This is a genomic window from Natronocalculus amylovorans (assembly GCF_023638035.1).
Taxonomy (GTDB): Archaea; Halobacteriota; Halobacteria; order Halobacteriales; family Haloferacaceae; genus Natronocalculus; species Natronocalculus amylovorans.
Window position 1 is genome coordinate 40,677 of sequence record NZ_JAKRVX010000010.1, and the last position, 13,283, is coordinate 53,959.

Annotated in this window: 8 protein-coding genes and 2 CRISPR repeat arrays (2 of these 10 cut by a window edge); of the genes, 3 read left to right on the forward strand and 5 right to left on the reverse strand. The window is 48.6% G+C overall.

Annotated elements, in window-relative coordinates; genetic code table 11:
• Positions 1-1,917: a CRISPR direct-repeat array (repeat unit 30 nt; unit sequence GCTTCAACCCGTCTACGGTCCTTCTGTAAC); it begins 1,070 nt to the left of the window's first position.
• Positions 1,918-2,025: 108 nt separating this feature from the next.
• The 5 genes from AArcSt2_RS15550 to cas6 are packed head-to-tail and all read right to left on the reverse strand — an operon-like array spanning position 2,026 to position 9,795.
• Positions 2,026-4,872 carry a CRISPR-associated endonuclease Cas3'' gene (locus AArcSt2_RS15550; protein ID WP_250585915.1) on the reverse strand — a complete coding sequence of 949 codons (2,847 nt, stop codon included), beginning with the start codon at positions 4,870-4,872 and terminating at the stop codon, positions 2,026-2,028.
• A gap of 4 nt (positions 4,873-4,876) precedes the next feature.
• On the reverse strand, positions 4,877-5,719 hold the full coding sequence (cas5b, locus tag AArcSt2_RS15555; RefSeq protein ID WP_250585917.1) for a type I-B CRISPR-associated protein Cas5b: 843 nt from the start codon (positions 5,717-5,719) through the stop codon (positions 4,877-4,879).
• 3 nt (positions 5,720-5,722) lie between these two features.
• Positions 5,723-6,799, reverse strand: coding sequence for a type I-B CRISPR-associated protein Cas7/Csh2 (gene cas7b / locus AArcSt2_RS15560; protein WP_250585919.1), 1,077 nt, complete (start codon positions 6,797-6,799; stop codon positions 5,723-5,725).
• Positions 6,800-6,808: 9 nt separating this feature from the next.
• Positions 6,809-8,983: a type I-B CRISPR-associated protein Cas8b/Csh1 gene (gene cas8b / locus AArcSt2_RS15565; protein WP_250585921.1), complete on the reverse strand. Its 2,175-nt coding sequence runs from the start codon at positions 8,981-8,983 to the stop codon at positions 6,809-6,811.
• Positions 8,980-9,795: a CRISPR-associated endoribonuclease Cas6 gene (gene cas6, locus AArcSt2_RS15570; protein ID WP_250585923.1), complete on the reverse strand. Its 816-nt coding sequence runs from the start codon at positions 9,793-9,795 to the stop codon at positions 8,980-8,982. The genes cas8b and cas6 overlap by 4 nt, the downstream gene beginning before the upstream one ends.
• A gap of 274 nt (positions 9,796-10,069) precedes the next feature.
• Here cas6 and cas4 point away from each other — a divergent pair, with 274 nt between their 5' ends.
• Genes cas4 through cas2 form a run of 3 tightly spaced genes read left to right on the forward strand, consistent with a single transcriptional unit; the run spans position 10,070 to position 11,898 of the window.
• The gene (gene cas4, locus AArcSt2_RS15575; RefSeq protein WP_250585925.1) at positions 10,070-10,636 is read left to right on the forward strand and encodes a CRISPR-associated protein Cas4; all 567 of its coding nucleotides are present in this window, start codon (positions 10,070-10,072) and stop codon (positions 10,634-10,636) included.
• A gap of 6 nt (positions 10,637-10,642) precedes the next feature.
• The gene (gene cas1b, locus AArcSt2_RS15580) at positions 10,643-11,638 is read left to right on the forward strand and encodes a type I-B CRISPR-associated endonuclease Cas1b (protein WP_250585927.1); all 996 of its coding nucleotides are present in this window, start codon (positions 10,643-10,645) and stop codon (positions 11,636-11,638) included.
• The gene (gene cas2, locus AArcSt2_RS15585) at positions 11,638-11,898 is read left to right on the forward strand and encodes a CRISPR-associated endonuclease Cas2 (RefSeq protein WP_250585929.1); all 261 of its coding nucleotides are present in this window, start codon (positions 11,638-11,640) and stop codon (positions 11,896-11,898) included. The genes cas1b and cas2 overlap by 1 nt, the downstream gene beginning before the upstream one ends.
• A gap of 101 nt (positions 11,899-11,999) precedes the next feature.
• Positions 12,000-13,283: direct repeats of the CRISPR family, unit length 30 nt; unit sequence GTTACAGAAGGACCGTAGACGGGTTGAAGC (it continues 1,044 nt past the right edge of the window).

Below are 13,283 nucleotides of genomic sequence, written 5' to 3' on the forward strand. Positions count from 1 at the left end.
AACTAAATGATCAAAAGGGATTCTAACCATTGAATCAATGCTTCAACCCGTCTACGGTCCTTCTGTAACGTTGATCGAATTGGTACGATCGCACCTTTTCGAACATGCTTCAACCCGTCTACGGTCCTTCTGTAACTTTATCTCTATCTCGGATTGAACCACGAGAATCCGTGCTTCAACCCGTCTACGGTCCTTCTGTAACAATAACAGTCTTGCAGTCTTGTAAGTCTACAAATCCGCTTCAACCCGTCTACGGTCCTTCTGTAACCACTGTTTCGAGTGCCGCTAGGTCGTGTGGGTTCGTCGCTTCAACCCGTCTACGGTCCTTCTGTAACGCTCTCTCTCACCGGCAAAATGAGCAAGCTAGAGAAGCTTCAACCCGTCTACGGTCCTTCTGTAACCTCGCTGTTTTCAATGCCCTCCACTATGTCGTCTCGCTTCAACCCGTCTACGGTCCTTCTGTAACCAGTGGCGGGCGCATCCGTGGGACCCGACACGGAGCTTCAACCCGTCTACGGTCCTTCTGTAACAACGCCGACACTGCCGAGAACTTTGCAGTTTCGGAGCTTCAACCCGTCTACGGTCCTTCTGTAACACGGAGTTTGACGTGGCCGATCTGGACGCCAGTGTTGGCTTCAACCCGTCTACGGTCCTTCTGTAACTACGAGATTACGGATTCGGCGCGATCGAGAATCACCGCTTCAACCCGTCTACGGTCCTTCTGTAACTATCTATACTCTCGGATTGCTGTGTTTGTGACATAAAGCTTCAACCCGTCTACGGTCCTTCTGTAACCCAAGATATTCGACGGTGGCGAACCGTTGGCGGAGCTTCAACCCGTCTACGGTCCTTCTGTAACCCGATCATTGCGAACTCAACCGGCTCATAATCCGATCCAGCTTCAACCCGTCTACGGTCCTTCTGTAACCGCGAACGTCGATTTTGTGATCGGTCAGGCGAAGCCGCTTCAACCCGTCTACGGTCCTTCTGTAACCGGAGTCGTGTGTCTCAAGATCAGCCTTGAGCCCGCTTCAACCCGTCTACGGTCCTTCTGTAACCCGTCCTTGTCGCTTGCAGCTCGTGACTGATCGAGCTTCAACCCGTCTACGGTCCTTCTGTAACCCGTATGTTTACGTACATATAGTTGCTATAACAGCGCTTCAACCCGTCTACGGTCCTTCTGTAACCAGCCGTGATTAGCACTTCACTAACGCCTTTGTCGTGCTTCAACCCGTCTACGGTCCTTCTGTAACGCGAGCTTGCACTCTTGTTGCGACAAGACGATCGGCTTCAACCCGTCTACGGTCCTTCTGTAACGATGATGAGGATGAGCTAGTCGATGAGGAGACGATCGCTTCAACCCGTCTACGGTCCTTCTGTAACGCATGGAGGCGTACGCCATTTGTCCTTGATCTCCGTCGCTTCAACCCGTCTACGGTCCTTCTGTAACCGGTGGTCCGTCTTGGGAGTGCCGACAAATGGAACCGGCTTCAACCCGTCTACGGTCCTTCTGTAACGGTTTCGATTGCACTGATTAGCGCATCGCCCCCAGTGCTTCAACCCGTCTACGGTCCTTCTGTAACACTCATTATAATCCGTTTCCCTTCTGTCGTTCATCTGCTTCAACCCGTCTACGGTCCTTCTGTAACTCTTCGTTTTGTGGCCACGGCCAATTACCATTGATCGTGCTTCAACCCGTCTACGGTCCTTCTGTAACCTTGAAGCTATCCGGCTTCGACAGCACTCGCGGGTAGGTGCTTCAACCCGTCTACGGTCCTTCTGTAACCATCCTCTGAATCCGTTAATCCCAACGCAGGGAATGCTTCAACCCGTCTACGGTCCTTCTGTAACGCGGATTGATATATCAGTTGGTCGGGCCTCGATCTCGCTTCAACCCGTCTACGGTCCTTCTGTAACTATGGCCAATTTAGGAGCCATAAGGCTTCTACTCATTGATCATACACAAGTGTTTCCGTCGACCCTCAATTCTGGGTTTACCCTTAGGGGGTCGACGGAAACGAGATCTCAGAACGTAAAACGACCAGCAAGTCCATCATCTTCGTCGAGAATGAACCCACCCGACCCAAGGTCGTACAATTTCCCGTCACCAGCATCAACACAAACCAGTACCTGTACTCCATTTGTATCGGTGAGCTCCCGGTGATCAACTCTATACACTCGGTTGTGAACTTCCTCGATATCTTTGACAGGTACGGAGACTCGGAGGTCAGAAAGTGCTGAAAGAAGGCTAAACCCAAGTGGCTTGTTCCCGATTCCAAATGCTTCCGTCATCTGTGACACAAGTTCCTTTTCAAGCGCGGTTTCTGCAACAACCACATCGAATTTTTCGTATTCGTCGTCGATTAGATGGTATCTATTTAGTTGATCGGCCCGGCAAGCATTGATATGATCCAGTATTTTTGGGTTAGAGAGATCTGCACTGTCTACCCAGTCAAAGTATGACGGCACTGCTTCACGAGTAAGCATTGACTCTGGAACCACTGATGAGCCGTATGAGGTACAGCACTCAGAGAGGATTTGAGCGACTTCTGTGAGTTGAGAACGTGGTTGATACACATATGTCGATGGCGGATCAGATGTATCTTTTGTGGGGGCTAGCGCCCAAATTGTTACATCTCCATTTCCCTCTCCCCACTCGAACGACCGATTACACCGGCCAGCCGCTTGAACGATACTGTCGAGTGGAGCAATATCACGGTAGACTTTTGCGAAACTGATGTCAACACCTGCCTCGATGGCCTGCGTTGAGACAAAAACAAAAGGTACCTTCGCGCGTGCGAGTATGTTTGCAATTATGACGAGCGAACGGCGATCGCGTGGTCGAATCCGAGACGTGAAGGTTCCGAGAAAGATTTCGCTCAGATCTACAGTTGCCGTCGGTTTCCACCTTTGTTCTGCAAGTGGGGTCTCTTCTGTTGGATTTACAGGTTCAAGGCCTAACTGTTCAAGGGTTGCAGCTGCCACTGTTTCTGGAGAGGGAAGATTAGTTGATTCAACAGTCCCATCGGTAGTTGGGGTAGGCGTACAGTGAGTTAGTGCGCTTCGGTACTCTGAACCAATGCGTGTGACCGTAATTCCTGCACGAGCTGCGGCTTTGGAAACTGCGTCTGCTGTTGCAGTCGTACTTCTAATCGTATTACAGACTGAGAGGACTGACGTTCCGTTTGATGTGGATTTGATAGCAGTTTCAAATAGTCGATTGCCAGCATCCTCAGCAGAAACCAGTGGTGCGTTTGGTCCAAACGCTTGGGCCGACTCATCAATATTATATTTGACACGAGTTACCGCCTCAAAACAGGCCGTTTCTAGCGGGCTTGTCGCTGCATCAGAGTCTGAAAGCAGTGATATTGTCTCAATCTCAGAGGAGTGAGTGAACAATGACGGTTGGGTCGCAGTCATCGAAATAATCTGCACATTATACTGTTCGATCAACAGCTTTGTCAGTCGTCGAATTGCATTCCACCATGGTTTTGGGAGTGTTTGGGGTTCATCGAGGATGATCACACTGTCTGTGATTGCTGATAATTTCAACCCCTGCGAATTTGACGGTGCAGCAAGACTTTCGAATAGTTGGACAAATGTCGTGAGTACGGTCCCCGACCGCCAACTTTCTCCAAGTAGTGTTGCATCAGAGAATTCACTATCATCGGCTGGATTGTGGGCATTTTGTTCATCTGCTTCTGGGTACGTGACCGTCTCACTCAAGTAGTGGTGGACAGTGAAACTCTGTCCCCGTGGGTCGGCATCGAGTATTCGACTATCTTCGAAGATATCTCGTGTCTGCTCAATGATTGACGTATATGGCAGCGCATAAATAACCCGTGGCTTGGTTACTTCGTCCAATTCGTTGTGTTCGTATGAGTCCCGAATCGTATAAGCAGCAGTAAGGCCAGCGAACGTCTTTCCAAGTCCAGTTGGAAGCGTGAGTGTTGCAACGCTCTGTGAACCTTCTGCAAATCGCTTCGCGTTACTACGAACAACACGCCGAATCGATTCGCGTGTCTGATTCAATGCATCTGTATCTGACACATCGATTGACAGTGTTTCCTCGCTTCCCGTGAGTTCTGGCGGTTCGTCAAGTCCTATCTGTAAACGTGCAATGTGACTCTCAAGACGATATAGGCCAAGATGTGAGGGCAACAGATTTGATGCATTAACTCCTCCCGCACTCGTCTTGTCCGCAAATGTCAATGCACTCCACAACTGAATTGTCACATCATATAGGTTGTGTGAGAGTTTCTCAGTGTTCGGAGCAAATGTATAGAGGTCTTTCTTACCGACAAGATGGGTGATTTGATCAAATAGTGACTCATCACTAACGGCAGCGTAGAACGATGACCATGTTGCTTCTCCGTTGCTTGCTGTTTGAAGCAACTGGTCAGCAACCGTCCGATTTCGTTCCGTCGACTCAATATTTTCAATTTGAGCACGAATGTATCCTTCTCGGCTCTTACGATCTCGTTCTGTAAGAGTGTCTTTAAGTGCTTTTTCAGCTGCATCTGGGAGACGTCCGTGATGTTTGAGTACCGCAAGGAATCCGGCGAGTTTGAGCTCGTCCGATGCACCCATTTCACCAAGCGTATAGAACGTCGCAAACGCGCCTAACCGAGCATGATACCGGAGACGAGTCTCTTCAATATACTTCCCTCTAATGTATCGCTGAAAGTATGTCGTTGCTTTTCCAAGATCGTGAAGATATCCGGTGCACTGAGCAATTGAAAACATCGACGGATTGCCATCATGATCAAAAGAGCTCAGCATCGGTAGTCGTTCCCCTACGTCTTTTGCATGGCACAGTAGTAATTCGTCAGCTTCGGATTTGTGGCGTCGAGAGATAATCTCGGTGCTCATGTACTCATCGAAAGACGACTGTTCGATCGCCGACGTTGACAGGTGTAACTTTGTTTGTTGATACCTCTAAGCGTGATGAGTCTTCGACGAACGCATAGTCAATGAATCCTGTTGTGTGCCGTCCGGTTTCATCAGTGGTCATGAACCCAGGAACATTCTCAACAGCGTATGACTGACCTGGGCTCGGAATAACAGCTTCAATGGCATCAGGGAGCACGGAATCAACGACGGATGTACTAGCATTGATCGGTACCGTTTTTTGTTCGCTATGGAATGTAACGTTCATCAGTAGCTCTGATAACCCCATCGACGGCGTGTAGTATGACTCGCCGTTTTCGAGCCGGTCTCGAAGTGTTCCATAGAATATCGGATCTTCGACAGCAACATTAATCCGATACACGGGATCAACGAGGTAGTGATAGCTATGTAGTTGCCGATTCGCAGTACTATCAGGGTACTGAACCTGTATCGTCTTATTTCCTGTTCCACCTGCACTGGTAAACGTCTCACCCGGATGTGTTCCAAGGCCAAGGGATGGCAGCGAGTGCGTCCGAACCGGTGACTCAATCTCGATACTTATTGCCGAATTTCCCTCTCTAAACACATCGTAGTAGCCGTCTCGCCCTACACCAACGATTGCGGCGAGCATACCAGCGATCGTGGTCCGTGGGGGAACTCGATACGTCTGTTTGGTGACGGTTCGGTCAATACGTCTGAAGTGACCCCAATCCGCCGATATTGTCAACGAAAGGCACTTCGACGGAATATGGTTCTCATCGATGGTGGGTGGGTCGGATGCTTTTTTTTCTGACCCTCGAATAGACACCCATGAACTGTCTGTTGTCATGATTCACTCACTAGGGAGTGACGATTCGAATTCGTCGTAAACCTCAATGTTGTGAACTGCTACCCCGCTCTCTTCGATGAGTCTAGAGACATCACTCGCAACGCCGACTTGCTCACCATCATAGCTAACCGAGAGATAATCACTCCCAACGATGTGAACCGTCTCGATTCGGTCTGCTGCGTTTGCAATCCTGTCAACAAGCCCAGTAACATCAAGACAGATATCAGTGACATTCCGAATTGCATCGTCACTCATTGACTCATTACGGTCACTCGCTAGTTCACGGTCAAGTTTGAGTCCATTTTGAAGATCACCGATATGGTATCCCGGCTGGTTGTACTCGACGCGAACATACAGCCGCGGTTCTTGGCCGACTTTGCTCCGTGAAATTGTTTGGTTCTTCAATGCTCTCCAGCAGAGTGTGTCAAGACGTTCCACGTCGGTGTGTGTGAGTCCGGTGTCTTTTGCCCCATGCTCGTCAACGAGACCATGGAATGGGAAAATGCCGTACTTGATCCGGTGGTCATCAAGATTGAATCCGCCGACTTTCTTTTCGTCGTTTGTGGAAATGACGCTCGTCAGGGTGTTTGTTTCTTCATTCAATTCGACTGCATTGAGCGAGCGCGCTGGGCTGAATTGCACTGGGCCAGTATAATTACCACTGTTGAATTTTTCTTTTATGACCTTATGGAGGTCGTTATCTGGATTTTTGTTGAAACTCAGTGTTGCACCAAAGTATCGAACGTCTGTTGCGTTCGCGAGGAATTCGGCTTCAATGTCATCGACCTTTTCGAGATCTTCCTTGGTTTCAATGTCACCTAATACATCGAGTGCAAGTTTCGCTCGGCCTCCACTCGTTCCCTCGTCGGTCTTTTTGACGAAGACACCGTGTTCGTCAGAGACGAGTTGATCTCGGAGATATCTCTTGAGTCTCACGTCAGTCACCGCAGCTTGACGTGTGACTGGGTCGATTCTTGGTCGGTTTTCGCCGAGCGGATTTCCGTTCGGGTTGCAGTCCTGTGCATCGGTTATAAAGACGATTTCGGATCGGGTCTTGACGGTGTTGTGGTTGTCTGACATTGGTCTAAGTTAGTTAGTTTTGAGATCGATACCTGCATGATCTGCAATCGATGAACGGAGGTCTAATGCCCTACTCAGAGCGCGCTTGCCGTACATTTGGCCGAGTGCGTAGTGGAATCGGAGGTCATCGATAGGGAGTGTCCATCCTTGTGCTGCCGCATCGGCAAGTGTCTCTGGGAGTCGGTCTTCCAGTTCTGGAAAAAGAGATGATCCACTGTATTTGTCCTCAGAGGCATACACGTGTGTCTTCTGGATGAGATCAGGAACGAATCGAGTGATTCGTGGCCCGGACATTTGCTCAGCAGGATACTGAATCAATACTGTTCGGTTCATATCACGCTTGCTCGGACTGGATTGGTAGTTTCCGAGTTGACCTACTAGCACTCCTGCAAGAAATGCACCGCGTCGTTGTGCGTTATCGTCAAGTGCAGGTCGTTCTTCGATGAAGCGTTTTAGTCGATACTCTTGGACGGTTGCAATTGGGATCTCCCCATCGTCCGTGAGGAACTGTTCCGCCGCTGGGATATCTGGTTTGGTTGTCATACGTGGTGGTTTTGTAAGTTCTGGATGCTCAGGAGCAGTCAATTGATCTGCTCGCGCGAGTGCTTCGAGTTGTGTATACTGTGCCTTCAGATGCTTTTCTGAGACTCGTCCATCGCTGTCTTTTGCCCGCTCTTGTGCGAGCCGCTCGACATATTCGGAAAGTAATCGGTTCGCAGTGATCTGCTGTCCAGTGAGCAAAGAAAAAGTCAGCCATTCACTTGGGTCGTCGGTGCTCGGGTCGTCTTCGTCGGGCCGGGCGAGCGTTCCGAAAGTGTAGAATCCGCTTGTGATAGAATTAATAATTGGGTCGATACTATCGGTTCCCTCGGAAATTGGTTGCCAATTTTTCGGCTGCCTAAATCCTGCAACGGCATTGAAAGTAGACCCAAAGAGAACATCGAGATGCGATTCAGCAAGAGCACGAACTGGTTGTATCGTCGCATCGGGAACTTCATGAAGAACATTTATATCACCACTGTCGTTCCGGATTGCGATGACGTAGTACCGAAGATTTTCCAGAATATCCTCGTCTCCCTCACGCTCGATTTCCCTTTGTATCTCTGCCATCAGCGATTCCTCACTCGATTTGTGAGTCGCTGTGACGACGTGCCGAAGTATTTTTGCACAGTGAGAATCCGTCTGAGTGAAGTATGGAACTGTGTAGATACTACGGCCATGCCGAGTTCGGCGACATTGCTCGAAAAGTGATGCACCCGACTGCATGAGAAGTGCAGCCTCCGAAGAGACCGGATGTGCTCGCCACGCGTTTTTCTTTTTCAGTTCTGGAAATTTCTCAGCATGCTGGACTGTAAAGAACGCCAAAGGGTCATCGACTGTCCCGAATACTTCGGTACTTCTATTTGTGACCAAACATGTACCATCGCCCCGGGAAGGAATGTCTGAGTTCTTTTCTGCGAGCTTCTCTTCTTTACGTGCACGCATCGCTGCGTTGAGCACGTGCAGTTGACCTGGATAGTAGTAACCGTTTATTATATCGCCAGAAGGTTTCTCTTTGAGGCTATCTGGGTCAAGTTGAATCGCAACGGTTGCAACGACACGAGGTTTTTCATCTTCACCAAAATGAGACCACAGTTCCTGTTCAATCTCCTCTTCAATTCCATCTTCTAGCCCAAGACTCTGCAGCGACTGAATAATTGATCCATCAGGATGTTCATTGGCAACACGACCAATGGCCGCTTCTCGACCATCTGCATTTGTCCATCGCTCGAGACAGTCGACACAGTACGTAGAAACAGTGCCTCGCGTGGAACCACTTTTTGCTCCCCTACGAGTAATTGAGTGGTCAATTCCCCGACCCCACGGAAAGCGCGAGAAACCAAGCCTGTCAACCATTTCTGGCCGAAATGGTCCTACATCAATACCGTCTAGTTGTGGAGATGCATCTGTGAGATCGATTTTGATAGTAACTAAACGGTTCTCTTCATCTTGCTCAGTTGTGAAGCCCTCAAGTTCCCCTGGGGTGACATATAATTGAAATTCTTCGGGGATAACTGACTCATAGCTGCTTTGAGACTCTTCAATAGCACCGTACAGTGCTTGGACTCGGCGGAGAGATGTAATAGACTGCCCGGACCAGTATTGGTCGAATTTCGCGTCAAAATCGTCTGTCGATTGGCTCATCGACTTGCTCCCGAGATGTGTGACTTTGCACTCGGCTTTTCAACTTCGTCTTTACGGATGTTAACAAAGCCGAATCCTAGTGAGTTTCGCTCGCCAAGTCCAACGTCAAGTGCGAGGTTGAGGTGTCTCCGGTGGTGATCGTCACGAACTGTGTACCCGAATCGGAACTTGCTTAAAATGTATGTCTCCTCGGTACCTTCCGTGACAGTGACTGGAAGTGAATATGTCTTGATGAGTTCATACTCATCTAACAGCTCCTCGTCAACTTCACTCGGACCTGGGAGATAATCAGGACAGAACAATCCGTGCTTTCGATCGAGATTGTTTTCCAATTGTGTCTTTAACGGGCGAAGTGAGTGTTCGGGCTTCCAGAATTCGGGAGCATCTCCGGGTGCGTCAATGTTGTATTCGCCGAACCTTTTCGCAGGGATACGCACGACAAGTCCGGTTGCCGTTTCGAGGACCCCTTTTGTTCCTGGTTCGCCAACATCAGGCTCAACGCCAGTAACCTCTTCGACAGTAAACGGCATCTCTTTAATATTGAATTCTCGGTTCTCAATGAGATCTGTACCGATTACACGGAGTACGTCATCATCGGCAGCAGCAACAAGCACATTCCGCAAGTCTCCTTTTGAAACTGGCCCAAAAGGGAACGGGTTGCTGAACGATATCCCAGGAGGTTTTGATGAGTCATGAAGGTCATCGAATTGAGAATCATCCAACGCCCGCCAAATTCGGCCTGAGAGCCCACGATGATAGTTTGTTTGATACGCAGCGTCAGAGCGTGCACGGAGACGAATTAAGAGACGCATGGTTCACCCCCTCTGTTATGAAATCGGTATATAACAATAATTTCATTTCACCATCAATTTACCAATACAGTCCGCAATTAATAAATGTTTGTCAGAATGATTTATTTTGAAATCAGCCTGATCAACTGCTGTAACGGTTCATCTCTTGCATTGTGCTGCATTAACAACAATTCACTTAGTGACATCCACCTCACCGTAAACGGCAGAGTTCACCTACCGCTTATTATGCAAATCATCAGCTAGATATACAACAGATTAATGTCTATATTCCTTAATGACTGATGCAAACGGAATATCAAGAGACTCTCTTGAGGCGTTCGTCGCTGCAGAACGACATCCGTACTCAGAGCCGACCCATCGCATAACTGGACTAATGGTCCAATATTACACTGTCTGCGAGCGCGAATTATGGTTCATGTCGCGTGGTATTGATATTGACCGTGATTCAGCAAACATTCGACGAGGAACACGGGTTGACGAAACAAGTTATCGAGACAATCGAAAATCGTTCCAAATCAACGGAAGAATCGCAATAGATGTGCTTGATTCAGGAGATATTATGGAGGTCAAAGTCTCTTCGAAGATGGGTGAATCGGCACGTCTACAACTGCTGTATTATCTCTGGTATCTATATAGAATACTCGACATTGAGCGAGAAGGTGTGCTTGCTTACCCACGTGAACGAACCCGTGAACGGGTGTCGCTTACTCCCGAAAATCGTGAACACATCGAAGACGTCCTTCGTGGTGTTATCGAAGTTCTTGAGCAAAAAACTCCACCTGCTATTGAAAAGAAACCAGTCTGTGAGGCCTGTCTCTACCAAGACTTCTGCTGGATGTAACCGACCATGCCAAAAAATAATCATCATATATTCGCTGATGGAGATCTCCGTCGCAACGAAGGAACCCTCCGGATCGACACACTTGATGGAAAAACTAAGTACCTTCCCGTCGAAAGCATTGATTCACTCTACCTCCACGGTCAGATCACATTCAATACTCGCGCACTCGGGTTGTTCAATGAACACGGTGTACCGATCCATGTGTTTGGGTGGAAGGACTACTACCGTGGCTCCTATCTTCCGAGGCGATCGCATATCTCTGGAAATACAGTTGTCGAACAAGTACGTGCATACGACGACTCCGAACGTCGACTCAACATTGCGCAAAAAATCACAGCAGCAAGCATACACAATATGCGCGTTAACCTCCAGTACTACAACCAACGAGGCCATGACTTTTTGATGGCGATCGAGGAATTAGCCGAATTGAAAACTCGCGTGCAAGAAGAAAACAGCATCAACTCACTTCGAGGTGTTGAAGCGATGGCACGGAAGACGTACTATCGGTGTTTCGATAATATTCTTCGCGATCCATTTGAGCTCATGCGTCGTGAGTACAACCCACCCTCAAATGAAGCGAATGCCCTCCTCTCATTCTTGAACGCAATGACTTACACGACGTGCGTCTCAGCGATTCGAAAGACAGCACTTGATCCTTCAATCGGCTATATGCATGAACCCGGTGAGCGTCGGTTTACCCTCTCGCTTGATATCGCGGATATATTCAAACCAATTCTTGCCGATCGAGTGATGTTTCGTCTTGTCAATCGACAGCAAATCTCTTTTGATGATTTTGAATCAGATCTGGACGGGTGTCTTCTAACTGAGAACGGCCGGATGATAGTGCTGAAGGAGTACGAACAGACACTCGATGAAACAGTTGAGCACCCACGTTTGTCGCGACATGTGAGCTATAAAACGCTCATCCAAACAGATGTCTATAGCCTCAAGAAGCACGTACTGACAGGCGAATCGTACTATCCAACAGAGCGGTGGTGGTAATGTTTGTTCTCGTCGTCTATGACGTGCCCGCGAAACGAACTGGAATTTACCGGAAAATGCTTCGAAGGCGTCTTGAACACATCCAGAACTCAGTGTTCTATGGTGACGTCACACCAGGACAACTCATCGATATCAAAAACGATGTGAAAGACGAATTAATTCCCGAAGATTCGGTTATAATCTTCGAGGCTGACACTATTGGGTTCGTAGATTACACGACTTATGGGTCTGGTGACGATCCCGGAAGTAGATTCACCTGATTTCCGTCGACCCTCTAGGGGTGAACCCAGAATTGGGGGTCGACGGAAACACTTGTGTATGATCGGCGAGTAGAAGTCTTATGGCCTCCAAATTGGCCACCGTTACAGAAGGACCGTAGACGGGTTGAAGCAACAGCGAAAATGGCGAAACGTCAATCTACTGGAACGTTACAGAAGGACCGTAGACGGGTTGAAGCGGTCAAGGTCGCATTGTTGATCTTTACCCACTCACTGTTACAGAAGGACCGTAGACGGGTTGAAGCATACACAATATCATCGCTCCCAGCATACGACAAATAGTTACAGAAGGACCGTAGACGGGTTGAAGCTTCTTCTTTCTCCGCTACCAATACGTTTAATAGTAAGTGTTACAGAAGGACCGTAGACGGGTTGAAGCTAATGATACTGTTGATATTAAAGATATAGAAAGATAGTTACAGAAGGACCGTAGACGGGTTGAAGCAGGGCATATATCGGCTCTGAGAGCATTAGACTATGTTACAGAAGGACCGTAGACGGGTTGAAGCTCGGCTAAGAGCCGGTCCAACTCATCTTGAGTGGTTACAGAAGGACCGTAGACGGGTTGAAGCGATCATAACGGCGAAGCTCTGGTGATGGGTGTCCGGCAGTTACAGAAGGACCGTAGACGGGTTGAAGCAACATAGATCAATCACTTTTGTTGTGTGAGGATTTAGTTACAGAAGGACCGTAGACGGGTTGAAGCATCCTTTACCATGTGCATTATCTAATACAGGACAGGGTTACAGAAGGACCGTAGACGGGTTGAAGCGTCCTGAATCTGATTGTGTGGCCGACGATCACGGTTGTTACAGAAGGACCGTAGACGGGTTGAAGCATCCTTTTTTTGCATCGTTATGATTAGATAGTTCGAGTTACAGAAGGACCGTAGACGGGTTGAAGCGCATTGTCCGATGGTAAACCTCGATATGCCCAGAAAGTTACAGAAGGACCGTAGACGGGTTGAAGCTCGTGACTATCGTGAGATTTGGAGCAAAATAACCGAGTTACAGAAGGACCGTAGACGGGTTGAAGCCATGTCACATTTCGGGGTTGTTTTGCACACGACAACGTTACAGAAGGACCGTAGACGGGTTGAAGCTCGAAGACACGTCACACAGTGATTGGACAGCAGACAGTTACAGAAGGACCGTAGACGGGTTGAAGCGACGGCGAGGAACAGGGAACTATCGACGGTAGAATGTTACAGAAGGACCGTAGACGGGTTGAAGCATTCCATTCCTCGAACGGGAGAGAACGCAGTGTTCTGTTACAGAAGGACCGTAGACGGGTTGAAGCTTGGGTGTTTTTCAGGGTCGTATTCGCCACTGGCTTCGTTACAGAAGGACCGTAGACGGGTTGAAGCC